The organism is Desulfobacter curvatus DSM 3379 (assembly GCF_000373985.1).
Classification (GTDB): Bacteria; Desulfobacterota; Desulfobacteria; order Desulfobacterales; family Desulfobacteraceae; genus Desulfobacter; species Desulfobacter curvatus.
On record NZ_KB893056.1, the window covers coordinates 20,822 to 47,773 of the forward strand.

General features: G+C 47.0%; 20 protein-coding genes and 1 tRNA gene. 8 read left to right on the forward strand and 13 right to left on the reverse strand.

The window, feature by feature from the left end:
* Window positions 1-63: 63 nt before the first annotated feature.
* Window positions 64-2,460, reverse strand: a complete 2,397-nt coding sequence (gene lon, locus B147_RS0112140; RefSeq protein ID WP_020587472.1) for an endopeptidase La — start codon at window positions 2,458-2,460, stop codon at window positions 64-66.
* A gap of 240 nt (window positions 2,461-2,700) precedes the next feature.
* On the opposite strand from lon, the gene B147_RS0112145 reads away from it, so the two are divergent.
* Both B147_RS0112145 and B147_RS0112150 read left to right on the forward strand, forming a co-directional pair.
* A complete protein-coding gene (locus B147_RS0112145) occupies window positions 2,701-3,111 on the forward strand; it encodes a MarR family winged helix-turn-helix transcriptional regulator (protein WP_020587473.1) in 411 nt (136 codons plus the stop codon).
* Window positions 3,112-3,137: 26 nt separating this feature from the next.
* Window positions 3,138-4,319, forward strand: a complete 1,182-nt coding sequence (locus B147_RS0112150; RefSeq protein WP_020587474.1) for an MFS transporter — start codon at window positions 3,138-3,140, stop codon at window positions 4,317-4,319.
* Window positions 4,320-4,469: 150 nt separating this feature from the next.
* On the opposite strand, the gene B147_RS0112155 is transcribed toward B147_RS0112150, so the two are convergent.
* Window positions 4,470-4,545 (reverse strand) — tRNA-Phe (locus tag B147_RS0112155).
* A gap of 67 nt (window positions 4,546-4,612) precedes the next feature.
* Window positions 4,613-5,365: an RsmE family RNA methyltransferase gene (locus B147_RS0112160; RefSeq protein ID WP_020587475.1), complete on the reverse strand. Its 753-nt coding sequence runs from the start codon at window positions 5,363-5,365 to the stop codon at window positions 4,613-4,615.
* A gap of 223 nt (window positions 5,366-5,588) precedes the next feature.
* Here B147_RS0112160 and B147_RS0112165 point away from each other — a divergent pair, with 223 nt between their 5' ends.
* Genes B147_RS0112165 through B147_RS0112185 form a run of 5 tightly spaced genes read left to right on the forward strand, consistent with a single transcriptional unit; the run spans window position 5,589 to window position 11,317 of the window.
* Window positions 5,589-7,520, forward strand: coding sequence for a sensor domain-containing diguanylate cyclase (locus tag B147_RS0112165; RefSeq protein WP_020587476.1), 1,932 nt, complete (start codon window positions 5,589-5,591; stop codon window positions 7,518-7,520).
* A 60-nt stretch (window positions 7,521-7,580) separates the two neighbouring features.
* Complete coding sequence (locus tag B147_RS0112170) at window positions 7,581-8,186, forward strand: Maf family protein (RefSeq protein ID WP_020587477.1); 606 nt, start codon at window positions 7,581-7,583, stop codon at window positions 8,184-8,186.
* Between the two features lie 2 nt (window positions 8,187-8,188).
* Entirely contained in the window at window positions 8,189-8,878 is a 690-nt protein-coding gene (locus tag B147_RS0112175) for a YggS family pyridoxal phosphate-dependent enzyme (protein WP_020587478.1), read from the forward strand.
* Entirely contained in the window at window positions 8,875-9,453 is a 579-nt protein-coding gene (locus tag B147_RS0112180) for an epoxyqueuosine reductase QueH (RefSeq protein WP_020587479.1), read from the forward strand. The genes B147_RS0112175 and B147_RS0112180 overlap by 4 nt, the downstream gene beginning before the upstream one ends.
* Window positions 9,419-11,317 (forward strand): aldehyde ferredoxin oxidoreductase family protein, encoded by a 1,899-nt coding sequence (locus tag B147_RS0112185; protein WP_020587480.1) that lies wholly within the window; start codon window positions 9,419-9,421, stop codon window positions 11,315-11,317. The genes B147_RS0112180 and B147_RS0112185 overlap by 35 nt, the downstream gene beginning before the upstream one ends.
* 7 nt (window positions 11,318-11,324) lie before the next feature.
* On the opposite strand, the gene B147_RS0112190 is transcribed toward B147_RS0112185, so the two are convergent.
* The 9 genes from B147_RS0112190 to B147_RS0112235 form a co-directional block, all read right to left on the reverse strand.
* Entirely contained in the window at window positions 11,325-12,332 is a 1,008-nt protein-coding gene (locus B147_RS0112190) for an adenosine deaminase (protein ID WP_020587481.1), read from the reverse strand.
* Between the two features lie 174 nt (window positions 12,333-12,506).
* Window positions 12,507-13,175: a class I SAM-dependent methyltransferase gene (locus B147_RS0112195; RefSeq protein ID WP_020587482.1), complete on the reverse strand. Its 669-nt coding sequence runs from the start codon at window positions 13,173-13,175 to the stop codon at window positions 12,507-12,509.
* 92 nt (window positions 13,176-13,267) lie between these two features.
* Window positions 13,268-15,304: a TonB-dependent receptor plug domain-containing protein gene (locus tag B147_RS0112205; RefSeq protein WP_020587483.1), complete on the reverse strand. Its 2,037-nt coding sequence runs from the start codon at window positions 15,302-15,304 to the stop codon at window positions 13,268-13,270.
* A gap of 26 nt (window positions 15,305-15,330) precedes the next feature.
* Complete coding sequence (locus B147_RS0112210) at window positions 15,331-15,717, reverse strand: TroA family protein (RefSeq protein ID WP_020587484.1); 387 nt, start codon at window positions 15,715-15,717, stop codon at window positions 15,331-15,333.
* Window positions 15,704-16,315: a FecCD family ABC transporter permease gene (locus tag B147_RS28255; RefSeq protein WP_020587485.1), complete on the reverse strand. Its 612-nt coding sequence runs from the start codon at window positions 16,313-16,315 to the stop codon at window positions 15,704-15,706. The genes B147_RS0112210 and B147_RS28255 overlap by 14 nt, the downstream gene beginning before the upstream one ends.
* A gap of 18 nt (window positions 16,316-16,333) precedes the next feature.
* A complete protein-coding gene (locus B147_RS28260; RefSeq protein WP_020587486.1) occupies window positions 16,334-17,131 on the reverse strand; it encodes an ABC transporter ATP-binding protein in 798 nt (265 codons plus the stop codon).
* A 281-nt stretch (window positions 17,132-17,412) separates the two neighbouring features.
* Complete coding sequence (gene pilB, locus B147_RS0112225) at window positions 17,413-19,647, reverse strand: type IV-A pilus assembly ATPase PilB (RefSeq protein WP_020587487.1); 2,235 nt, start codon at window positions 19,645-19,647, stop codon at window positions 17,413-17,415.
* Window positions 19,648-19,664: 17 nt separating this feature from the next.
* Window positions 19,665-19,880, reverse strand: a complete 216-nt coding sequence (locus B147_RS0112230) for a hypothetical protein (protein ID WP_020587488.1) — start codon at window positions 19,878-19,880, stop codon at window positions 19,665-19,667.
* Window position 19,881: 1 nt separating this feature from the next.
* Window positions 19,882-21,726: an ABC-F family ATP-binding cassette domain-containing protein gene (locus B147_RS0112235; RefSeq protein WP_020587489.1), complete on the reverse strand. Its 1,845-nt coding sequence runs from the start codon at window positions 21,724-21,726 to the stop codon at window positions 19,882-19,884.
* Between the two features lie 279 nt (window positions 21,727-22,005).
* On the opposite strand from B147_RS0112235, the gene ppdK reads away from it, so the two are divergent.
* Window positions 22,006-24,726, forward strand: coding sequence for a pyruvate, phosphate dikinase (gene ppdK, locus B147_RS0112240; protein WP_020587490.1), 2,721 nt, complete (start codon window positions 22,006-22,008; stop codon window positions 24,724-24,726).
* A 77-nt stretch (window positions 24,727-24,803) separates the two neighbouring features.
* On the opposite strand, the gene B147_RS30285 is transcribed toward ppdK, so the two are convergent.
* The gene (locus tag B147_RS30285) at window positions 24,804-26,945 is read right to left on the reverse strand and encodes a PAS domain-containing hybrid sensor histidine kinase/response regulator (protein WP_020587491.1); all 2,142 of its coding nucleotides are present in this window, start codon (window positions 26,943-26,945) and stop codon (window positions 24,804-24,806) included.
* Between the last annotated feature and the right edge of the window lie 7 nt (window positions 26,946-26,952).

Here is a 26,952-nt window from a genome sequence, read left to right on the forward strand (position 1 = left end):
CACCGGGGCCGGTTGTCAATGGCAAGAGGAAGTGAGCCATTTATGGCCATCAAAAAGTTATGTTCAGACTTTTGTGCAAACCGGGCTCACAGCCAAATTCTCGGGAAGTGTCCCGAGCCTGAGTGTTTCGGGTTTGGGCAGATCAATACCGATGGTTTCCCTGATCAGGTCCTCAACCGTATGAATCGTCACAAAAGTCAATTGTTCTCTCACCTCTTCCGGAATCTCGGTAAGGTCTTTTTCGTTCTCTTCCGGCAGGATGATTCTTTTCATGCCGGCCCGGTGGGCGGCCAGGACTTTTTCCTTGATGCCGCCGACAGGCAGGATGTGACCCCTCAGGGTAATTTCCCCTGTCATGGCAAGCGTTGGATCAATCTTACGCCCCATGATCAGCGATGCGATGGCCGTAAACATGGCCACCCCGGCTGACGGCCCGTCCTTGGGCAGTGCCCCTGCAGGGATGTGGATATGCAGGTCATTTTTTTGAAAGTCGAAATCCTTGAGGGCAAACGCCAGCCGGGATCTGAAAAGCCCCATGGATATGGTGGCTGACTCTTTCATCACGTCACCCAGTTGACCAGTCAGGGTCAATCTGCCGGTTCCCGGCATATGGACAGCTTCAATAAAGAGGATCTCGCCCCCCATGGGAGTCCAGGCCAGGCCGGTTACCACGCCTGGCGGATTGTCCACCTGGGCCACATCGTGTCTTGTTTTGGGAAGTCCGAGAATCTCTTCCAGAGAGTCCTCTGTGACAATATAAGGCTGATCGGCCGTTCCTGAAACAATCTTCCTGGAAGCAAATCCTGCCACCCGGGCAAGCTGCCGGCGAAGGGCCCTGACACCTGCTTCAACCGTATATTGATCGATAAGCGCTTTTAACGCGTCTTCGGTGATTTCAAGCTGAGATTTCTTGATGCCGTGTTCCTCGAGAACCCGTTTCATCAGATGATCTTTGGCAATGCACAGTTTCTCACCGGCCGTATACCCGGAGACTTCGATCACCTCCATCCGATCCAAAAGCGGTGCAGGTATGCCTCTTTTATCATTGGCCGTTGCAACGAAAAATACGTCTGACAGATCATAAGGGACTTCCAGATAATGATCGGAAAAGCTGTGGTTTTGTTCCGGATCAAGCACTTCGAGCAGGGCGCTTGACGGATCTCCCTGGAATGCCGAAACCAGTTTGTCCACTTCGTCCAGAACAAACACCGGGTTTTTTTCACCCGCTTTTTTCATGCCCTGGATGATCCGCCCCGGCAGTGCACCGATATAGGTTCTTCTGTGGCCTCTGATCTCTGCTTCGTCCCTGACACCGCCCAGGCTGATCCGAATATATTTCCTGTCCAGGGCTTTGGCAATGCCGGCCCCAAGGCTGGTTTTCCCGGTGCCCGGAGGACCAACCAACAGCAGGATGGAACCCTGTTTTTCTTTTTTAAGTTTCATCACAGACAGGTGTTGAAGAATCCGTTCCTTTATTTTTACCTGCCCATGATGATGGTCATCAAGCAATCTTTCAGCATGATCAATGTCGATATCCTTTTCTTCGGTAACCCGCCAGGGCAGCGCCACCAGGAGGTCAAGATAGTTTTTTATGATAGGAGTCTCATGGCTTCCCTGGCCCTGTTCCTTTAATTTTGACAGCTCTTCCAGGGCAACCTGCTCCACCTCCCCTGGCATGCCGGCCTCCTTGATCAGTCGGGCATAATCCTTTTTGACGTTTGATTCGGGTGAGCCTTCATCCAGCTCTTGGCGGATGTGTTTCAACTGCTCTTTCAAAAAGGCCTTTCGATATTTTTCATTGGCCTGGTTGGAAAATTTCTCCGCCATCTCAATCTGGAGTAGGATCGAAGTCTTGTGCTTGAGAAGAATGTCCATAAATGCGATTCCCCTCTCTTTGAATGAATCGGTTTCCAGAAGCCGCTGTTTTTCTTCCATGGCGATGGGGATGAACGGCAAAAGATACGTCATAATCTCCGGTATGGAATCCATCTGCCCGATGCGCCGGGCATAGGCTTCGGAACCTTTGAACTGAATGCTGATTTCCTGGGCGATATCCTTGATGTAATCCAGCATCTGTTTCCGGCTTTTCAGGTCTATGTCCGCATGGTCCGGTGCCGGTGTGACCGCAGCCGTCACCTGGCTGTCTGTTTTTCTAAGGGACTCAACAGCGATCCGTGAGCGTCCGTACACCCGGAACAGATCATGGCCGCTTTTGAACGTGTGGGATTTTAATTCCATCAACGTCCCGGTCGAGAAGAACTTATCTGTATCCATGCGTCCGGGATCGAACCCTTCTTTGACGGACAAAGCGACAGCCAGGTTTTCCCCCTGATCCATGCGCTGTTTGAGTAGATTTCCCAGGGCCTTGTTTACCTTAATTTCCAGGTCTGATTCCGGAAATAATACGGTCCGGGTAAGGGGTACGACAATATGTGTTGAGGTCTCGGGTATTGATACCATTGATTTCTCCTTTTGGCGTCGGTTGATCGAGTTGTAACGATCATACAATAAGGATGATTTAATTTAGTTCAATAGAAACTAACAATATTTTCTTTTTGACCGCAGGTTATATGCGGGGGCATTTGGTCATTGCAATCTGGTATGATTGTTTGATATAGGGTTTCGTGTTTTTATTGACAAAAAAAACAATATTTATTAATAAGGCATGAACTAACTGTTTTTGACAAATCCGGGGGTGTTTTGGACAGGGAACCAATCTACGAAGTCATAAGAAAATTCAGTCGGCTGGGCCGGGAATGCAATCATGAAATCTCGGAAAAACTGGGGGTATCCGAACTCCAGGTCAATCAATTGTACTATCTGAAAATGATTGACAGAACCGTGGACATTACCTGTGGAGAACTGGCCGAGGAGTTGAATGTCACCAAACCTTCTGTCACCGGTATCGTCAACAAACTCATTGATCTGGGTGTGGTTGAAAAATCACGCTGCACCAAAGACAGACGCATTCACTATATCAAACTGACGGAAAAGGGCCGCAATATCAACCGTCTGGAATACCTTTCCCATCAGCGCGTCGTGGACATGATCCTAAAAGTCCTGACCGAAGAAGAGATCCATACTTTTATCCGGCTGATCAAAAAACTGTAGCCATAAAAATCCATGGATGATCCCAAATGAACAAATCCGCTATTCTCTTTATCCTGTCTACTGCCGTGGGGGTGGCGATGATGGGGCTTGGCATCATATGGCCCTTGATTCCGGTTTATGCGGTGGAGCTTGGGGCCGGGGGATTTTTGGTCGGACTCATCGTTGCAAGCTTCAACATTTCCAGGACCCTTTTAAGCCCTTTCAGCGGACTGATATCGGATAAATGGGGCAGAAAAAGGTTCATTGCATCCGGCCTGTTCTTCTATGCGGTTCTTTCTGTTTTTTATGTGCTGCCGAAAAATGCGGAAACCCTGATCCTGATCAGGCTGCTTCACGGCATTGCCTCGCTTCTGGTAGTGCCGGTGGCCATGGCGCTGACGGCGGACATTGCACCGCCCCGAAAACTTGGGCTCTATATGGGAACAGTGAACATGGCTATTATGATTGGCCTTGGTTTCGGCCCTGCTATGGGCGGTATGATCCGGGATACCCTGGGATTTAATGCCGCTTTTTACATCATGGGCGCCCTGGCCCTTATCACTTCTTTGGTGGTGGCGGTTTTCCTCCCGGCGGACAAAGCCCATCTCAACGATATAAAACGGCCAAAACCATACCCTGTCAGAAAAATAATAGCCAACAAGACAGCTGCCGGTATCCTTATTATGCGATTTTTCGCTGCTTCCGGCCAAGGGTCGGTTTATACCTTTCTGCCTATTTTAGCCATGCAGATAGACCTGTCAAGTTCGCAGGTGGGCATCATTTTAACCATGAACATCTTTTTGATTGCCTTCCTTCAACGCATAAGCGGCAGACTTGCCGACCGGATCAATCCCAAGCACCTGATCATCGCCGGCACCTTTGCCTGCGGCATAACAGTCCTGGGCATGCCCTTTGTTCACGGATTTATCCCGATTCTCATACTCAACATCTTAATGGGAATGGCCAACGGCCTGTCTCTGCCCGGCGGACTGGTCATCACCGGCCGGCTGGGACAGACCATGGGGATGGCATCCATTATGAGTATCAACGACGCCGCCTGGGGACTGGGGTTTATCGTCTCCCCCATCCTTTCCGGACTCATCCTCGATTGGATAGGCGTATCCTATGTGTTTATCGCCGGAAGCCTTTTAATCCTTTTGGGCGGCATTGCCGTAACCGTCTTTTTATGGGATTATGACAACTCATTGAACCCAATCCAAGACCCATGATGACATCGCCATGGGTCACTGGGCCATATGCTGCTATTTGTTTAAACTAATACAAGCGAAAAAGGCGAATAACAGGCCGGTTTGAAAAACGAAAACCGTGCAAAAGCAAAAAAAGCCTTCAACGGAACCCGCTGAAAGCTTTTATAATCGTGGTGCCCAGGAACAGAATTGAACTGCTGACACGGGGATTTTCAGTCCCCTGCTCTACCGACTGAGCTACCTGGGCACGTCAAACAACGTCAGCTTATATATGCTCTTTAACTGTTCAAGTCAAGCAAAAAATTAGAAAAGTATTAAGAATATTGTTTTGGGCTTCCCCCCATATCACCAAGCAGATACTGAATTAACCCACAGGCACATACCGCAGCCGTTTCTGCCCTTAAAATCCTGGGCCCAAGGGAGTAGCTTGTAAATCCGGAATCAACAGCTTGCCTGATCTCTTCTTCTTCGAATCCACCCTCCGGTCCGATCAGGAGAACCGCTTTATTATTCTCTTGGGAAATTGTTCCGGCAAGGGGGCGATCAGAGGCTTCCCAGAAGGCAAATCTGTATGAACACGCCTTTGAGAAGGACAGAACCTGTTGAAAATCCATGGGCGGCAGAATATCGACAAGACACGATCGTCTGCACTGCTTTAGAGACTCTCTGGCAATGGTCTGCCATCGATCAATCTGTTTTTTTTCTCTTTTTTGACCTGCCAATGGAATGGATCTTTTACAATAAAAAGGAATCCAACGGGTAACCCCAAGCTGGGTAATCTGCTTAATAATCTCATCCATCTTGTTGTGTTTGAGCATGGCCGTACACAAGGTCAGATCAAGATTTGATTCCGTGAGGCTTTTTTGCTCACTTAAAATTGAAATTTCCACACAGTCAAAGGAGACCTTGTTTATACAACCTGTATAGTCAGTACCATGGCCATCGGTCATGGAAATGGTATCTTGGGGTTTAAGCCTGAGGACCTTGCATATATGTTTTGCGTCCTGGTCAAGGATAACTGCTTTACCGGCGCTTAACGCCTCTTTATTGATTAAAAATTTCTGCATATTTCAGATGTATCATTACCGCCAAAATCCTGTCAAGAACGGACATTCAATGGGAATGCGTTTGTTTTACCGTATAAGATACGGTATAATTTTAGTTAGTGAACACAGGCCTCATTTCACCACGATATTGGGCACACAGCTCCCAGACACGAATTCTATTTGAATACACAAAGACCGGATTATCAACAAAAGTATCGTTTGCCAACGAATAGGAGGTTATCCGATGGGACTGCGGAAAAAAACATTAATAACCATTGGCATGACACTCATTCTGATGGTTTTGATTATATACTCCATCACCAACACGATTTTACTTGGGGGGTATGCAAACCTTGAAAGGGAAAATATCATTCTGAGCATGGATCAGGCAATGAAGGTCATTGATGATGAACTGGGTCAACTGCAAACCATCGTAGGCGACTGGGCTCCCTGGAATGATACCTATTTCTTTGTTCAAAATAAGAATCAAAAATATATTGACGATAATCTCATGGATTTAACGCTGGTCAATTTACACATCAATTTCCTATTATTCATTAACACTGCCGGGGAAATTGTGCATTGTACGTATCTTGACCTGGAAAGCGGCCGGGGCGAAGCGTGCCCGGAATCCATTAAAAAGTATCTTTCCTTTGAAGGATCTTTTATTCTGCGGAATGAAAGCAAAAATGAAACCTTGTCGGGTCTTGCAATACTGCCGGAGAACCCCATTCTCATAGCGTCTGCCCCGATCCTTACCAGTCAATTTAAAGGCCCTGTAATGGGAACACTGATTGCCGGAAGGTATTTAAATGCCCCGGAGATTAAAAGACTGGCTTCTTTGATAAATCTGCCGGTCACATTTGAAAGGCTGGACAGTCCTTCACTTTCAGATTCGTCTAAAAAGGCAAAGCAGTCTTTGTTTATGGAAAATAAGGTTGCTATTATACCCTTGGATGAAAATACCATTGCAGCTTATTCATTGGTCACTGATTTAACCGGCAGCCCTATACTCATGCTCGGGATAGACAAGGAACGCACAATTTATTCCCAGGGTAAGACCGATATGCGGTATCTTGTCTATTCATTGTTGATAATCGGTATTGTTTTCATTATTGCCACTTTGATTTCTCTTGAAGTCACCGTGTTATCACGGCTGGTTCGATTAAACAGTGACGTTAAAAAAATTGCACGTACCGGCGACCTGTTTGCAAAAACAACAATGACCGGAAAAGATGAATTATTCGATCTGTCCACACAGATAAATCTGATGATAGAATCTGTCAGGGTCAGCACAGAACGGGATCGTGCAATCCTTGAATCCATTGAAGACGCCTATTTTGAGCTGGACCTTTCAGGCAATCTCACCTTTTACAACGATGCTATGTCCCGGATTTTCGGCTATGAAGGACAAAACTTAGGCAAAATGAACTACCGTAAACTGCTGGATGAGTCCGCTGCTGAAGAAGCATCCAACACATTTCAACATTTGTATAACACAGGCATCCCGATAAGGTCTATGGAGACGGAATTCAAACTTAAAAGCGGTCAAAAAATCTACCTGGAGTCATCCGCCGCTCTGATTAAGGATAATAATGGAAAAGTGATCGGGTTTCGCGGAATATCAAGGGACGTCACCGAACAAAAGGAATCATCCAAAAAGCTTTTGTATATGGTTTACCATGATTCATTAACCGGGCTTTTGAACAGAAAAGCATTTCATGAAAACCTCGAAAAGGAATTGTCCTATGCAGACCGATATAAGCAACAAAGAGTCGTGATGTATGTGGATCTTGATAAGTTTAAGAAAGTAAACGATACCTTTGGCCATGATGCCGGAGACCATTTGTTGAAAGGGTTTGCTCATCGGGTCAAAAAAATCCTCAGGGATACGGATCTGGTTTACCGGCTGGGCGGTGACGAGTTCGCCATTATTTTAACAAACCCCGAGGAAACAACACCCAATACGATCGCCCAACGGATAATAGATGTTATGGCCCAGCCCTTTTACCTGAAATCACAAACAATTGATTTTGTGACAACAAGTATTGGTATCAGCTTTTATCCTTTGGACGCAACCGATGCCGAAACACTTTTGCAGTGCGCAGATAAAGCCATGTACGAGGCCAAGAAAATGAGAAATCAATATGTTATTTACCAAGGCAACAGCTCTTAGACGTTTTTTCTGCATTACCCGATCTTCCGAATGGCCACTATTTATGATACATAAGAGGCCATGAAAGAGATAAACAAAGAAGAAATTATTCTTGCCTCGGGTTCACCCCGCAGAAAGGAACTTATGGCCCAGGCAGGTATAAGTTTCAAAATTCATGTGGCTGATATTGACGAATCCAAGGTTGATCCGGGCATGGCACCCCAAGACTATGTTTGTTTATTGTCCAGAACCAAGGCCCAGGCCGTGGCGGTGAACTACCCGGATGCCTGGACCATCGGGGCGGACACGATTGTCGCTGTTGATAATACGATTTTAGGCAAACCCGCCGGGCACCGCCAGGCCGCAGCCATGCTATCCCAGCTCAACAACAGGGAACACAATGTCTTTACCGCCTTCACCATCATAAGACCGAAGTCGAATGATCTGGTTACAAAGGCCATAAACACCCGGGTGAGGTTTAAAGCACTGTCCAACGATGAAATCAACTGGTACGCAGCCACCGGCGAACCCTATGACAAGGCCGGAGGCTATGGGATACAGGGGATTGGAGCCTTTCTGGTTAAAGAGATATCCGGATCTTATACCAATGTTGTCGGCCTGCCTGTGTGTGAACTCATTGATGCCCTGGCATCTTTAGGGGCAATCAGTTTTAAGGAAACAAAATAGCAATGCAGATTCAATCCAATATAAAAAAAATTCAAGATGAGATATGTGCTGCAGCACAAAAAAGCGGACGGAATGCGTCCGGTGTAACCCTTATCGCAGTGAGCAAAAGAAAACCTGCTGAAATGATTCAACAGGCCATTGATGCCGGCCACAGAGATTTTGGGGAAAATTATATCCAGGAAGCCATGGAAAAAATTGATCTCCTTGGCAGAGAATCAGCGACTTGGCATTTTATCGGGCATCTTCAATCCAACAAGGCCAAATTTGCGGTAAAGTATTTCGACCTGATTCATACCGTGGATACAGTTAAGCTTGCCAAGGAAATCAACCGCCAGGCAGAGAAAATCGGAAAAATACAGGAAATATTGCTCCAGGTAAATATTGCCCGAGAAACCACCAAATCCGGTGCACAAGAAAGCGAAATTATGGATATTGCAAACCAGGTCTGTCAATTTGACAACCTGCATGTTTCAGGACTTATGTGCATGCCGCCTTTTTTCGATGATCCTGAAGAAGCAAGAATTTATTTTAAAAGACTAAAACAGATCAGTAAAGATATTGAAGCGCTCAATCTTCCCCATACGGACATGACTCATTTATCCATGGGCATGAGCAATGATTTCACCGTAGCCGTTGAAGAAGGGGCAACTCTAGTGCGCGTGGGCACAGCCATCTTCGGAGCAAGACCGTGAGAATTCTTTTGCATACCTGCTGTGGCCCGTGCACCATCTATCCCCTTGAGATGTTGCGACGCATGGACATGGAGGTCATGGGGTATTTTTACCGGTATAATATTCATCCATTCACCGAGTGCATGAAGCGTGAGGAAACATTGCGTGAGTATGCGGATCAGATGAACCTGAAAATGATCTGGCAAAAAGGTTATGAGCTTGAAGAATTTTTGCGTGCCGTGACGTTCAGGGAAAAAAACAGGTGCAGGTACTGCTACCATGCACGCCTTAAAGCCAGTGCCCTGGTTGCCAAAAAGGGTAAATTTGACGGATTTTCCACCACCCTGCTCTATTCAAAATTCCAGAACCATGCCATGATCACAGAAATCGGCCAGGGTTTAGCCAAGCAATATGGCCTGAAATTCATTTACCAGGATTTTCGTGACGGCTGGAAACAGGGGATAGAGACCTCAAAGGCCTTGGGCATGTACCGCCAGCAGTATTGCGGCTGTATTTACAGCGAAAAAGACCGGTACTATCAACAAAAAAAGGAATCGAACCATGTACGGATGGGCAGGGAAAGTTCTTTATGTTGATCTCACAAATAAAGGTGTGCAGATAAACCCACTCTGTGTCGAGGAGGCAATTAATTTTATCGGAGGAAGAGGTCTGAATATCAAAAAAATTTTTGACATCAGAAACCCTATAATCAACCCCTTTGACGCCCAAAACGTAATCTGTATTGCGCCGGGGCTCTTCAGCGGAACGCCCCTTGGGATGTCAAGCCGCCTCCATGTGACCACCTTATCTTGCCTGACAGGCATTATCGGGGACGGAAATGTAGGCGGTTCGTTTGCCCATTGTCTCAAAAAGGCCGGTTTTGACCAAATCATCATTAGCGGGAAAGCGCAAAAAGCCGTCTACATCTTAATTGAAAATCAAAATGTAAAAATCTGTGATGCCGCAGATCTTTGGGGCAAAGATGTGTGGGCGATGACCGATATCCTGAAACAAAGACATGGCAAACATGTCAGTGTCGCCGGAATTGGTATAGCAGGGGAAAACCTGGTCCGTGTCGCATCGACGATGGTAGATAAATATTCGTCTGCCGCACGGGGCAGCGGGGGGGTGTGGGGATCAAAATACCTGAAGGCCATTGTGGTAAAAGGTTCGGCCAAGGTTGAGCTGTATAATGCAAAAAAATTTATAAGCCTTTCAGGTGCAGACTCAAAATTTTTAGTCAATGATGATGTTCAAAAAAATGTCGCTTCCGTTTACGGGTCTTTGTACGGCGTTGTGAATTGGCAGCCCGGTTTCCGGAATTCAGCGAAATCTCTCCTGCCGCATGAGATCCCTGAAGCATTGACCCCACAATCTTTTAAAAAATATGAAACAGGCCGGACCGGATGCAGGAACTGTCCGGTTAAATGCAAAAATGTTTATGAAATTCCATCTGGCAGACGAAAGGGCGAACAAGGTGAAGGTTTGGAATATGAGTGCGTCTATTGTCTGGGTACCAATTGCGGTGTTGAGGACGCGTCCGCAGTGATGGAAATGGCCAATCTTTGTGACATGCATGGCATGGATGTGGTTTCTTTAGGGAATGCCGTCGCTTTTGCCAAGGATCTTTTCAACAGGGGCATTATTACTGAAAAAGAAACCCAAGGACTCGACTTGACGTGGGAGAACGCCGAGGCCCAGGTGCAGCTTGTCTCTGATACGGCATTTGCCAGGGGATTTGGCCGGATGATCGGGCAGGGAATGTTTGTCATGGCAAAAATGCTCGGAAAAGATGCCATGGATTATTGTTATCACGTTAAAGGGCTGAGCCGCGGGCTTCACCCGGCAGGATTGTTTTCTCTGGCCCATGCCGTTGCCACAAGAGGGGCGGATCATTTAAGGGGAAGAAGCTGGGCTGCCGGTGATAATTCGGAGGAATCGGTTTTATCACAGCTAAAAAAAGACGGGGTTGTTTCAGATGATGCCGTTTCCTCTCTTATTTTTGCCGAACAGGCCACAACCCTTGCAGATTGTTTTGGAAGATGCAAAGGCGCAGTGAATACATGGACGGCAGCCGTTCCACTGGTATGGAAATATCCGCTGTTCAAGGGGCTGGCACAACTGGCGTCTGCTGCTACAGGCAAATCATTTTCCGAACAGGACCTTAAAAAAACCGCCCAAAGAATTTCAGCACTGGAACGGGCGTTTAACGCACTCTGCGGCATCACTTACAAAGACGACAAAATCCCTCAAAATCCGGATCTATCGGCTTCTGAGGAAGGGAAAAAAGAACGTGCGGTCCATAACGCGCTTGTACAAGAATACTATAGCGCTTGCGGATACGATAGGAACGGGCTTCCTGGAAGGCCTCTGCTTCAATCCCTGGGACTTGATTTTGCTGCAGATGCCATCGAATCCAGTCTGCCCGTTAAAGCCTGGGACGGCCCCCTGATTGATTGAAATCGCTTCATTCAGCCGCGAATTTTTTTATCTGATCAATAAACATATCTTTTTTATCCTGGCTGATAAACGCGGCATTAAAAGAATTGACTGCTATTTGCGCAATATCATCTCGAGTCAGCTGAAAAGCGTTTTGAAGCGCCAGATAGTTTTCAACAACATATCCGCCGAAATATGCAGGATCATCCGAATTGACTGTCACGCAAAGCCCCTGGTCAAACAGTTTTTTAAAATTGTGTTCCCGGATAGTTTTAAATACACACAGCTTGATGTTGGAAAGCGGGCAAACCGTTAAAGGGATCCGGCGGTTTTTGAGTTCCTTGATAAGCGACTTGTCTTCCAATGCACGCACGCCATGATCAATTCGCTGAACTTTAAGATCTTGGAGTGCTTCCCATATATATTCAGGAGGCCCCTCTTCTCCGGCATGGGCCACAGTCAAAAAGCCTTGTTTTCGTGCTTTTTCAAAAACACGTTTGAATTTGGATGGTGGGTGCCCGGCTTCGGATGAGTCAAGTCCTACCCCCGTAATCTTATCCTTGAAATCCAAGGCCTGGGAAAGGGTTTCCATGGCATCGGATTCCGGCAGATGACGTAAAAAGCACATGATCAGGCAAAATGAAATATTAAGATCCCTGGAACCTTCCGATAAAGCATTAAATATGCCGTTTATAACGGTTTCAAACGCAATGCCACGTTCGGTATGGGTCTGGGGATCAAAAAAAATTTCAACGTGCCGGATGTTCTGCGCTTTGGCTTTCAGGAGATATTCCCATGTCAGTTCATAAAAATCGGTTTCGTTTTGGAGTACACCGGCACCTTCGTAATAGATATCCAGGAATGACTGCAGATTATCGAAACGGTAAGCTTGCCGCAATGCGTCTACCGAATCGTATTTAATGCTTATTCCGTTTCTCTCGGACATACGAAACAATGTCTCGGGTTCCAACGTCCCTTCAATATGAAGATGCAGTTCTGCCTTGGGAATAGTCTGGATGAATACATTCATATCCATATAACTCTCCTTGTTACTTTTGTTCTTGACTCAACAAAAATGACAGTAACGTATTTATTTTATAAAAATATTTTAAGAGATCAGCCTGCCTAATACTAATGAATGCTTATAAAATACATACCAATATCCAAACAAAAACTCAAGCAGACATTCTAATTCCAGGCAAAAATGACATCAGACTCTATTTGCGGACAGCACGATCCAGAATCCCGTATCATCATCAATGATTTGGTAGTTGCTGCAGTTCAATTCATCAAACATGTTTTCAAACCGTCTAATACCGTCGTCGCCGCTTTTTTTCTTGGCGTAGCAGTCCCATGAGGGGTCGATTTTAGCCATCTCCTCAATGACGTGCGCTTTGAGTTCAAGACTTCCGAACCCGCCACCAATGTAAGTTTTCCCACAAGGAGAAAGGACCTTTAAAATTTGGGCAAACGCATGCTTCAAATCTTTCCAGAAGAACATGGAGCCCCGGCTGACAATGAGATCAAACTCCCCTGTCTCAAAGGGCATGGCATGCACATCCCCTGCGGCAGTGGTCACCTGGCTTTCAAGACCTGCCTGGCGAATATTTTCCCGGGCAATTTCCAGGGCATCATCGGAAAAGTCAAAGGCCGTCACCGCCATTTCAGGCGCAGCTTTTGCCACTGCTATAGCCAGCATACCCGGGCCTGTTCCCATGTCCAGGCACCGACCCCGGCTTACGCCGGTGACATCAATGGCATTCCGGGCAATCACCGGATAGATGGGTTTAAAGGCGGTCTTGGCTATCCGGTCCATGTGACGTGCGCCATCTTTGTCAAATGCCGGGTTTCGGGTTTTTGTCCAATTTGTTTCATTCATTTAATTTCTCCTCCCAGGGAAATGCCGGCGGCCGGCTTTTATTAAAGGGATGTCCGTAATTCGTCAGCAGATCATGCATTTCATGGATTTTCCTAAAACTTCAAGTTCATACCAACCAGAAAGTTAAATCCGGGCTCGGGACCGTTGGTTTCATAATAATCCTCGTCCAGCAGATTGGTGCCCAGCACAAAGACCTCCGGGGCCATTTTCCCGATATTAGGCAGTTTCTGGGTCAACTTCAGATTAACCAGAAAATAATCCGGCAGTTTCTCCCACTCATAGGTGATTGAATTTTCCCAGTACTGGTGACAATTATAGGAGGCGTTCAGATCAGCGGTCAACCCGAAGGAGAAGCGGTATCCCAGTCCCAGGTTAAGCCGGTGACGGGGACGCCCTTCCAAATCCCGTCCATTGTTTGACTTATCCTCGGTGGACATATAGGTGTAGTTCAGGTTGATATCCATGGCGTCTGAAATAGGCATGGAGATACCGGCTTCAGCGCCGTATATCACAGCTTCGTTGATATTGATGTAGGCTTTGTCCCCGTTAACAGTGATCATGTCGATCAGATCATCCACATCATTATAGAAAAAAACCAGATTTGTCTTGATGTTACCGGCAAATGTGTGGGTGGCACCAATCTCATAGGCCAGGGTCTGTTCAGGATCAAGATCCGGATTTCCGCCCACAAGATCTGAATAGAGTTCTTTCAGGCTGGGGAACCGGGTTTTGCGGCCCACAGATGCGTGAAGGCTTGTATCTTTATCAAAGGCATACACCAGCCCGATCTGAGGATTGACGGCGTCTGTCTGCCCGGGCGCAGGCTGGGAAGATGTTTTGGTAGGTTCGAACACATCGTAGCTGATGCCAAGCACCACGGAGAGCCGCTCGAAAAGGGTGAATTCGTCCTCCAGAGCAACGGTCCATGTCTGGGCGGTGTATTCCTCTTCGGGTTCCCACCCTACAGAAGACCACCCTTTAATAACATTAAAGCAGTCAGCACTGAGGTAATTGCCCTCTTTATGGTTGTCCTCCATAAAATTGGCGCCGATGCGCAGAGTGTTCCACGGCACAAAGTTAATGGTGGCCTGCAGTTCACCACCCATGGTGTCATCGTCGTAATAGCTTTTCTCAAACCATTTTTTTCCACTTGTGGTATGATCGGCATCCCAGCTGACATCGGTAATGCCGTCTTCATGGTTTACATAGTACAGCCGTGCTTTAAGCTTTAGCATCTCTGAAATCCGGTGCTCACCGGCCAAGCTGAGCTGCCACTGTTTCCAGTGGTCATAGGTCCAATACCGGTTGTAAAACGTTGGAATGCCGCGGTCGTTGTCCACGTAATCAAAAGAGAGGTAAAGACTGGACTCTCCACCGGGATCATACCCGATTTTCATGTTCAGGTCTTTTTTCTGGTAGTCGCTTAAATCCCGGGCCCCGCCGTCCTCGTTGAACTGGGTGCCACGGCCCGTATCCGTGTTGTCGGCGCTGAAATCACTGGAAAGCCGATAGCCGTCCGAGGTGTGGTAACCGGCACCGATCCAGTAGTTGATCATCCCTTCTTTACCCAAAACACCGCCGTGACCAGCACTGTAGTGGGCGATGTTATAGTCTCCGAAGGCGACGGAAACCGATGTCTGCGGGGTTTTGGTTCCTTTTTTGGTAATGATATTGATTACCCCGCCCATGGTGTTGGCCCCGTATAGTACGGAACTTGCCCCCTTGGTAATGGTAATTTTTGATATGGAATCGGCCGGAAGCATGGAAAGATCCACAGTGCCGGCATAGCTCTCCCGGGCAGGTACGCCGTCAATAAGGACCTTGATCTGGCGCTGTTCAAAGCCGCGGATGCTCACATGGGCCTCCCCTTTGCCGCCAAACTGGACATATACACCGGGCAAAAACTTCAAGGCCTCGGCCGCTGTGGTGGCGCCCTTGGCGGCAATTTCTTCCATGGAAACCTCTGTAACGGTGGTGGCGTTGTTCACCGTTGTCTTTTCCCCGGTGACCACAACTTCGCCTAAATTAAAGACCTGATCGTCTGTTGTATCCGCAAAAGCCGGGGCAGACAGCATGAGCGACACAACAACAGGAAACACCATTTTCTTGATTTTCAACGTAAGTTTCATCTTTCTCCTCTTCTTTTTATGCGTAATTAATCGATAGTTTCAGGTATAGGCGGAAGATGTGCCAGTATTCGCCTTGCCTGGTCCGGTGTCAGATCGTATTGATAAAATCGGGAGTAGTAGTCGGTCAGTTCCCGGATCAAATCGAAATCCGGGAACCGATCGGGAAGGAACAGCTTGGCCAGATAGAGAATACACAGAAAGGATTCCGTAGAAAAATGGCTCCAGTAGAACTGCCCCTGGGGGGTCATATAAACTTTTTTGTTTTTTACCGCGGCCACGTTTTTAAGACGTGGATCGGACAGCACCGGTGCCACCGAAGGCAAAGTGCTGGCCAGGAGGATGTCAGGGTTCCATAGAATCAATTCTTCGGTGGATACGGAGACGAAATAGGCTGACTCGTCATGGGTGAGCATGGCGCCGCCGGCTGCGGTAACGATCCAGTCTAAAGGAGCCCATGGTCCAAAATACAATAGCGGGCAGCTGTCCCAAGGGGTCTGCCTTGCACTTGATGTATGATAATCCCGCCATAAACAGAGCGGAGACGATGACCCCGGCCAGGATCAGGGTGGTGACGGAGCGGTCGCCACGCTTCCCGATCTGGCAGGTCAAGCCCACGGCAATAAGCCCCCAGGCAAAAGCAGACACCTGGATACGCCAGGCAGATCCTGCAAAAAATAAAAGTCCTAACGCCGCACCAAAGTTGGCACCGGAGGTGACGCCCAGGATACCTGGAGAGACCAGGGGGGTTTTAAACAGGCCCTGGAACACGGCCCCGGATACGGAGAGCCCTGCCCCCACAAGCGCGGCCATGAGGATTCTGGGCAACCGAACAGACCACAGCACCAGTGCCGGGGCGGCAAGGTCGTATCCGGGTGACTTACATCCAACAGCAGAGAGGCATAGGCGCACCAAGGTTGCAGGCCCCATGGGATACTTGCCCGTTGACAGGGCCAGAAGGGCCGCACATAACAGGAACAGCAGGCAGACAGGATATAAAAGGCGGTATTTCATCACAATGACTCCGGCCTTTCAGAACATGACGTCCCCGGTGGCATTGTTCCGGGGAATTACCAGACAGTCACCCCGGTTATAACCGGTCACCATAACCTTTATACCGTACACCGATTCAATGGTATCTTCATTGAACACCTCCCGGACAGGGCCATGACCGCACACCTCACCGTTCTTAAGCATTACAACATCGTCGCAGTATCGTGCCGCCAGATTGGGATCATGGAGGGTGATGATGGTTGTCAGATTTTTTTCCTTGGTCACGCTTCTAATCATATCCAGGATCAGGTGCTGGTTTTTAAAATCCAGGTGAGCGGTGGGTTCATCCAGAAGAAGCACTTCAGGGCACTGGAACATGGCCCGGGCAAGAAAAACCATCTGCTTCTCTCCACCGCTCAAATCATTGAACATGCGATGGGCAAGTCCACCCACCCCGATGTCATCAAGGGCTTTTTCCGCTCCGGAAAAATCAGCTTTTGACGGACGCTGCCACATGGCCAGGCCCGATGCTTTGGCCATCACCACCATCTGTCTGGCAGTGAAAGAAAAGATGGCCCCGGTCTGTTGGGGAACCACCGCCATGATTTGTGCCAAGTCCTTTCTATGAATTCCGGCTACGGGCTTGCCTGAAAGGCAGACCCGGCCTGACTGGGGACGAAGAATGCCGTTCATGCATTTGAACAAGGTGGTTTTTCCCGATGCGTTGGGGCCAAGCAGACCTGAAACCCTGCCGGGTTCCGTTGTCAGACAGACATCTTTTAATACCGGGCCGGTGTTATAATCAAACCACAGGTGGTGAACTTCGAGATGGGTCATGCCGTCCCCTTTTAGTGCTTTCTTAATTGAACTTTATAAAATAATGCACGTTATAAACTTTTAAATGTCGTTTATAAACTACAATTCACAGAAAGCATGAGTACTATGTGTATGTTTTATTTGTCAACTACAAATTAAAAACGTCAAAAATGTAGAATATAGGCATGAGAGTGTTTGCGTCAAAAGCACTATGGACGAAATAGGAACTTTAAAAGGAATACGGATAAGAAAATTGTAAAATTGGGAGGTTATTTTTTCCACGCCCCTTACATGCGCTGGAATCAGGAGGCGTTGTCGTTGATTTTGCGTTTTTTGATCTGGTTGTAAAGGGAGACGAGTTTACGGTCCGTTTCGTTCAGGCGGTCGGCAAGGACGGTGAAAAGATGCTTGGCCACATCAGGGTATTTTTCTATAATTTCAATCAGCTTGTCTCCAGGAAAGCGTTTGATCTTGGAGCGGCCCTTTGAAATAATGGACGCAGACCTTGACGTACCGGTGATGGCCGCCATTTCGCCGAAATACTCTCCGGGCTGGGTAATTTCCGCAATCATTTTACCGCCCTTGACCACATAGACAGCGCCTTGAACAAGCTTGAAAAAATCAATATCCGTGTTTCCTTCACGGATGATCACATCCTTGTCCTCGTACTGCTCAATGTCGGGATTCACCAGGTAGGCCGGCAGCGCCTCTTTTGAGATAACGGTTTTCTTTAACACTTCGTCCAAGGACGTCTCGGCGGATTTTACCTTAACAAGGCCTGCATCCCGAAGCGTGACCATGCCTTCGGCGATTGCCACTTTACGCAGCTGATCTTCGGGTACTTCGGCAGATATGGCTTTGGCAACCTCATCGGTCACTTCCATGAGCTCATAAAGCCCGACCCGGCCCTTGTATCCGGTACCATTGCAGTGGGGGCAACCCTTGGGACCGTAAATGGTCAAATCCGGAATTTCACTCTTATGAAAACCGTGCAGTTCCAAATCTTCCGGATTGTGCCCGGTGACCACCTGTTTACAATCCGGGCAAAGCCTGCGCCCAAGACGCTGGGACAACACCATGGTAACGGACGAGGCAAGCATATAGGGTGGAATGCCGATATCCACAAGCCGTCCAATGGTGGACGGGCAGTCATTGGTGTGCAGGGTGGCAAAAACAAGATGGCCTGTCATGGCCGCTTTGATGGCAATCTCAGCCGTATCGATATCCCGGATCTCGCCCACCATGATAATATCCGGATCTTGTCTGAGAAAGGCTTTCAAGGCTGCAGCAAAGGTCATGCCGACCTCTTCTTTTACCGGCACCTGGTTAATACCCTTAAAGTTGAATTCAACCGGGTCTTCAGCGGTCAGGATCTTGATGTCATCTTTGTTCAGGCGGTTGAGAATGGAATACAATGTCGTGGTTTTACCCGAACCCGTGGGACCTGTAACCAGAAGCAGGCCATAGGGTCTTGAAATACATCGTTTGAGCATGTCAAAGGTGCCGGATTCAAACCCTAAACGGGTCAAATCAACGCTCAATGCGCTCTGGTCCAGGATACGCATAACAATGCTTTCGCCGAACAGGGTGGGCAAGGTGGAGACACGGAAGTCCACGGATTTTTTCCGGCCCAGCCGGAGTTTGATTCGACCGTCCTGGGGAACCCTGCGCTCGGCAATATCCAGGGAAGCCAGAATCTTCACCCTTGAAATCACGGCATTTTTAATTGACAGCGGCAGGTTCATGGCCTTGTACATACCGCCGTCAAGGCGGTAGCGCACCTGAAAGGTTTTTTCAAAAGGTTCAATGTGTATATCCGACACGCCGTCGTTAATTGCTTTGGTTAAGATGCCGTTTACCAATTTGATGATGGGTGCATCCGAGGCCATGAACTCATCATGGCCGGCGTCCGTATCGGCGCCAGCCACCTCAAGCTCCTCGGCGGCCTCGGAAACCAGGGAACCGAAATCCTCAACAGAGGTTACCGGTTCATCATCTTCCGCCTCGTCCTCAAAATGAAGAAAACTTTTATACTCTTCATCGGAGATTTTATAATAATCACGATACGCCTGGATGATATCATTTTCAGTGGAGACAAAGGCCCGTATATTTTTCCCTGTTTTCTTTCCAAGATCCGCAACCACATCCGTATCCGTGGGTTCGGCCATGCAGACCTGTAAATCGTCCCCGGCCAGCTTTAAAGGGAAAACCAGATGTTTTTTGGCTTCATTATAGGGCAGCAGTTTCAATGCCTGGGGATCCGGCTTTATTTCAGAGAATGCGACAATTTTGTAATTGTATAATCGTCCCAGTACATTGACGATGGTATCCGGATCAATATAACCTTTTTGGAGCAGAATCCCCGAAAGCCGCTCGTTGGTCTTTTTCTGGACCGAGAGGGCCTCATTAAGCATAATAGAGGTAATCTGTCCTTCTTTGGAAAGGATTTCACCGATTTTCACTTTACCGGCACCAGACTGATCTTTGATGGTAGATTTAAGGCTGGACCCGGGTTTTAAAGCAGTACTGCCGGCCATAAAATACCCCTAAACGGTTACGACTTTTTATAATTCTTGCTTACCCGGATACCACCGGCCAGAACCAAAAGAAAACCCAAGAAATAGGAACAGAACTTTACGATTCCGATCTTATTTTTAAAAAATTCAATGGTCTCTATTTGGGGTATCACCTGGGGCACCCTTATGAAAACCGCGATGCCCACAACGATTAAAATAATACCATAATAAAATGTCAGCTTTTGTTTGTCCATCTTAATCCCCACCTTCAAGGCCGGATAATTCCCGGTCAAATTTCTTTTTTATATTGTCTGCCCTCTCAGAGATTTCCGCAAAGGTGTCAAACAGGGTTTCAATATCGGATTCCAGTTTAGCATGTTCTTTGGATAAAGTGGCAATTTTTAATCCGTCCTGGTCCTGGGATGCATCAAGCAGCTCCTTGTTCACCCGGGCCATCTTGGTTTCCTTTGCCTCTATTTCTCGTTCAAGTTTGTTAATCTTCTTATTTATCGGTGTTAATTGCTTTGACCTTTCGGCCACTATTTCTGATTTTTTTTTACGCAATTCTTTTTTGGGGAGCTGAGCACTTTTTTTGCGCTTTGCAGGAATCAACTCTTCATCCTCCCATCCCTGTTTTTCAAGAAATTCCTGGTAGGTCCCCTCAAATATCTCAATGCCGTTTGACGTAAATATCACCAGGCGGTTTGCCAGGGCATAAAGAAACATCTCATTATGGGTAACAAGCATAACAGCTCCGTCAAAGGCATTTAAGGCCTCCACAAAGGCATCGCTTGATTCAATGTCCAGATGGTTTGACGGCTCATCCAAAAGCAGAAGATTCAAAGGCCGGATCAAAAGCTTGCCAAGCATGACCCGGGCTTTTTCTCCGCCGGACAGCACACTGATTTTTTTTAATGCCGCATCCTGTTCAAACATCATGGCACCGCAGATGTTTCTGGCGGTCTGGCGGTCGGTTTCAGGATAGGCATGTAACATCTCTTCTTCCACAGTGAATTGTGGATTCAAGGTCTGGATATTGGTCTGCTCGAAATATCCGGTTTCCACACCCGGATTGGGTTTCACCCACCCTGCATCCGGATCTATATTTTGACTGATCAGTTTGAGTAACGTGGTCTTCCCTTTGCCGTTTTTCCCGATGACAGCCACACGGTCCCCGGGATATACGGTCAAGGAAAAATGTTCAATCAACGGGTTGTCTTTGTTGTATCCAAAACTCAAATCTTCGCAAGTCAACACCTGTTTGCCGGCAAAAGGCAGGTAATTAAAGGAAAAATCCAAATTTTTAAGTTCTGCCAATTTGTCCTTTGATTCAAGCTTGGCCAGGGTCTTGATCCTGGATTGCACCATATTGGCCAGCCTTGCCTTGGCCCGGAACCGGGAGATGAACAGTTCAATCTCTTTTTTACGCTTTTCCTCATTTACCCGAGTTTTTTCATATATTTCTTCGTCCTGGGCCACCTGGAGATAATATTTAGCGGTGTCTCCCTGTATCTTTTTCATCTTACGACGGTGAATCCCCACAACATGGGTGACCACATTATCCATGAATCCCCGGTCATGGGTAACCAGAAGCATCTCCCTTGGCCAGGAAACAAGAAACCCCGTAATCCAGCGGATGGATGTAATATCCAGATAATTGGTGGGCTCGTCCAGGATTAACAGATCAGGTTCGGACACCAATACCTTGGCAAGGTTTAAACGCACTTGGTAGCCACCGGAAAACTGCATGGGATCCTTTTGCATGTCTGTTTCTGAAAACCCTAGACCTGACAAAATTTTTTCAGCTTTCCAGAAATGATCACGCTCGTGATCCGGCAGGCCTAACATGGCCTCTTCAAGAACAGTGGGTTTGCTGAATTTTATATGTTGGGAAAGTACACCGATCCGATATCCGCTGGGTATGATAACCCGCCCTTCATCGGGGTGGTCCATGCCTGCGATGATATTTAAAAGCGTGGTTTTACCATGGCCGTTTCTTCCCACCAGGCCCACCCGCTCACCGGAATTGATCTGCATGCCGGTATTGTCAAGCAGCACCTGGTCTGCGAATCCTTTGGTTATGGATTCTATATTCAGCATTTACTCCTCCTGTTTGTGCCCGTCAAATAACAATAAAGTGCCAACGCACACCATATTAAAAAAAAAGCAATAGTATCACTGAAGTTATGATTTATAAACATAAGATTTTATTTGACTTGATATGCCCAAAGTTTTAATAGTAAACGTTAACCTTTGTCAGGCTTTATGACGGAATCGAATACCGGCTGATTCTACGGCTTGAACAAGCTAAACGTCAATTTATCTTTAACCTATGTCCTTAACCACTTAAGACTGAAACCATACAAGCGGTGATTTAAAATGACCAAATACATCTATGAGTTCGGCCCTGATAAGACAGATGGGGATGCAAGTCAGAAAAACCTTTTGGGCGGCAAAGGCGCCAACCTTGCAGAAATGGCAAAGCTGAAACTGCCTGTTCCCCCAGGCTTCACCATATCAACGGAATGCTGCAATCACTATTTTGATTTAAACGGGCGCTTTCCGGATACCCTTGAAGAAGAAAGTCTCAAAGCCATGGCCAATATTGAAGCCCAAACGGGTATGATTTTTGGTGATCCGGAAAATCCATTGCTGGTATCCTGCCGATCCGGCGCAAGGAGTTCGATGCCCGGAATGATGGAGACCATATTGAATGTCGGCCTGTGTACGGCCACGATCCGGGGACTGATTAAAAAAACCGGTAATGAATGGTTTGTTTATGATGCCTACCGCCGGCTGATCATGATGTATTCGGATGTGGTTATGGAAAAAGCCGAGCAGATCAGTCCCAGGGACGGCATGGGTATCCGCCTGAATCTGGAAATGATGATGAACAACCTGAAAAACGACAAGGGCTATGACAATGACACGGATATTTCCACCGAAGATTTAAAGACCCTTTGCGAACGGTTTAAGAAAAAAATCCGGGAGGATCTGGGTGCTGATTTTCCTGATGACCCCAAAGATCAGCTCATGGGATCCATCGGTGCCGTCTTTAAAAGCTGGAACGGAAAACGGGCCGTATCCTACCGCCGCATTGAACATATTCCGGACAACTGGGGCACGGCCGTCAATGTCCAGACCATGGTTTTCGGTAATATGGGCGACACTTCCGCCACAGGCGTTGCCTTTACCAGGGACCCGGCCACAGGGGACAATAAATTTTATGGAGAATGGCTGGTCAATGCCCAGGGCGAAGATGTGGTGGCAGGCACCCGAACACCCAATCCTTTGAACAACGACACCAAAAATGCCCAAAACAAACACCTGGCTTCCCTGGAAGAATCCATGCCCGAGCTTTACAAGCAGCTATTTGAAATAAGGAACCTTTTGGAAGCCCATTACAAGGACATGCAGGATATCGAATTCACCATCCAGGAAGGCAGGCTTTACATGCTCCAGTGCCGGGTGGGGAAACGTACCGCAGCTGCTGCCCTGAACATGGCCATGGATATGCTGGAAGAAGGCACCATTGATGAAAAAACCATGGTATGCCGTCTTGATCCTAAAATCCTGGATGACATGCTTCATCCCATTGTGGACCCGGAAGCGGAAAAAACGGCTGTAAAAGTTGCTGAAGGCCTGCCCGCAGGACCCGGCGGTGCATGGGGACAGATTGTGTTCTCGGCCGAAGATGCGGTTCAGTGGGCCAAGTTAGGCAAAAAGGTCATCCTGGTCCGTGAAGAGACCAACCCCGAAGACATTGAAGGCATGCGGGCCGCAGAAGCCGTTCTAACGGCAAGGGGCGGCATGACCTCCCATGCGGCGCTCGTTGCCAGGGGATGGGGCAAATGCTGCATTGTGGGTGCAGGTGCCCTTAAAATCAATTTTGAAACCAAAGAACTTCGTGTGGGAACACGGGCATTCAAGGAAGGAGAGACCTTCACCCTTAACGGCACCAAAGGTATGGTATATCAAGGCAAGCTCGATATGAAAGACGCATCGGAAAATCTCAGATTCAAAGCATTCATGGAGATTGCGGATAAATACCGGGCCATGCAGGTCCGCACCAATGCGGACACCCCGGCAGATGCCATGACGGCCCTTGATTTTGGTGCTCAGGGTATCGGGCTTTTCAGAACAGAGCATATGTTTTACGGTGCCAATTCCGATAAGCCTCTTTTCCTTTTGCGTAAAATGATTTTAAGCAAAACCCATGAAGAGAGAAAGGCCGCCCTGGAAGAATTGTTCCCCTTTGTCAAGGAGGAGATTAAGACCACCCTGGAGGTCATGGATAATCTGCCCGTAACCCTGCGTCTGCTGGACCCTCCCCTGCACGAATTCGTGCCCCAATCCCGGGAAAATCAGCAGGAAATTGCCGATGCCCTGCATATTGACATCGAAGAAGTATTTAAACGCAGCGAGCAGCTTTTAGAATCCAATCCCATGATCGGGCACAGGGGTGTCAGGCTTGGTATCACCTATCCTGAAATTTCCCACATGCAGGTGAAAGCCATATTTGAGGCCAGTGCAGAACTGATCAAAGCGGGTAAAAATCCCATGCCTGAAATTATGGTGCCCGTAACCTGTAATGAAAAAGAGCTGGCCTTTGTCCAGGATATTGTTACCCAGTGCTATAATGAAGCACTTAAAACTTATGAATTAGACGCCCTTCCCTATCTATACGGCACCATGATCGAAATTCCAAGGGCGGCATTGATTGCAGATAAAATGGCAAAATATGCCCAGTTTTTCTCTTTTGGTACCAATGACCTGACCCAGATGGCCTTTGGTTTTTCAAGGGACGATATCGGCTCTTTCATGAACGATTATATTGATAATGCCATTCTCAGTTCAGATCCCTTTGAGACCCTGGATCAGGAAGCGGTTGGGGGGCTGGTTACAACGGCAGTGGAACGTGGCCGCAGAACCCGTCCTGAAATCAAACTGGGCATCTGCGGAGAGCATGGCGGGGATCCCGAATCTGTCATATTCTGCCATAAAGCAGGATTAAGCTATGTATCGTGTTCACCTTACCGGGTTCCCATTGCCCGGCTGGCGGCAGCCCAGGCTGCCATTATGTATCCTGACTGTCGGTAAAAATAAGGATTATAAACATCACAAGCCTGGTTACGTAAAGTAACCAGGCTTGTTCTTTAGAGCTTGTTACATGATGTTTATAGTATTTCGAGAACTTCCCTAATTTTTGTTGCAAACTGCTTTTTGGTAAAAGGTTTCTCTAAAACTGTACGAATTCCTTTTTGTTCAGCCGTTTCCTTCGAGATTCTGTTGCTGGAGCCCGTGCATACCATGATTCTAATATCAGGCCTGATTTTCAGCAGTTCCTGCGCAATTTGGTCTCCCGCCATCTTCGGCATGGAATAATCGGTAATCACCAGATCAAATTTATCCGGCCGGCTTTGAAAAACCTCAAGAGCATCAATGCTGCACATTCTTGAGGTAACCGTATATCCCAGCCGCTCCAATATATTTTTTTCTATGGCAATGATTTCCGGTTCATCGTCTACAAGCAGGATATGTTCCGTGCCGGATGGAATATCACTTTCGCTAATACTATCCTTTTCATGAAGCGTTTTCTTTTCAACGGGGAAATAAATTTTGAATTCCGATCCTTCGCCCGGTTGACTGTTTATGTGGATATCTCCCTTCATTTTGGCAACAATCCCGTGAACCACCGAAAGTCCCAGGCCGGTTCCTTTTCCGTTCTTTTTGGTTGTAAAAAATGGGTCAAATATGCTTTCCTTGATTTCCTTGGGTATGCCGGTGCCGGTATCACTCACTATCAGACAAGCGTAACGACCGGGGGCCAAGTGCGGACTATGCTCACTGGTATTTGTTTCTTTTAACCCTACGCTCAAGGTACCGCCACTGTTCTCCATGGCATGATAGGCGTTGGTGATCAGATTGATGATGATCTGCTGGATCTGTATGGGGTCCGCTATCACAGGGCCGCATCCCGGATCAATTTTTTCCTGTATCTCTATAGTTGTGGGAATGGTTGATCTAAGCATTTTCATGGTTTCTTTTAAAACAGGCTGTATTTTCATCAACCGCATCTCTGTCTCTTCCTGACGGGAAAAAGTCAGAATCTGTTGGATAAGCTCTTTTGCTCTTATTGCCCCCGAATGTATCTGCCGGACACGGGATCTGGCCGGATCATCCTTGGGAAGATCCTCTAAAAGCATTTCTGAATGCCCCATTATGGGGAAAAGGATATTGTTGAAGTCGTGGGCAATGCCTCCAGCTAAGGTGCCGATGGCTTCCATTTTTTGGGCTTGGACTAACTGATTTTCAAGTTTTTTTTGTTCTTTTTCGTATTGGACCCTTTCACTGATGTCACGAACCACAGCTAAAACTCGCCCCTTCCCTCCAATTTCGGTATTTCTAAAGGCCACCTCAACCCAAAAGCAGTTACCGCTTTTATGTCTGGCCTTCCACTCAAATAACTGTGGCCCCTCGTCGATAGATTTTTTTAGTTTTTTAACTGCCTCTTCTTGTGTATAAGGATCAATACTATAGCTGATATCACCTACATTAAATTCTAAAACTTCATGATGAGCGTATCCATACATATCCAGCATGGTTTGGTTAACATCCATGATCTTCCCGGTTTCTACATCATGAAGAATAATTGCATCGCTGCTGGAGTTGTATATTTCCCGATAATTTCTTTCACTTTCAATTAATTTTTTCTCCGATTGTTTCTTCTCCGTAATATCTTTCCCCTCCGGAACGATATAAACCATGTTGCCATTATCATCATGAACAGGCGTCAATGAAAACTCAATATATTGTTTGTCACCTTTGGTATCCACATGAGTTGTTTCAAAATTTATTGACTTGCCTTCTTTAACCATCTGAATAGATTTTTTAATTTTAAGCTGCTGTTCCTTGGAATGAGACCAAAGGGGCAATTCCCATATGTATTTACCCACAAGTTCACTGCAATTAACCCCAACCATGTTGCAGAACATGTCATTTGCCATTATCAATCTGCCATTAACATCAAGTAAACCTGTTAGTTGAAATCGGTGATTGAAAATGGCCTGGAGTTTTTTTTCTGTTTGTACATATTTTTGAATCTCTCTGCGTAATAGGAAAAAAATTATCAATGCCGAAATTAAAATAAAAGCGAAGCCCTTTATCGATTGTACTATCGTTATGTTCTCAGAATTTTTAACAAAAAAAAATAATATTTGGTCAGAGAATATTATATATAGCGCTGAAAATGCAGCATAGATAAAGGAAATTTTTATTGATATCCGCTCTTTTAAAAATAATCGGTAAATATTTTTCATAAATGAA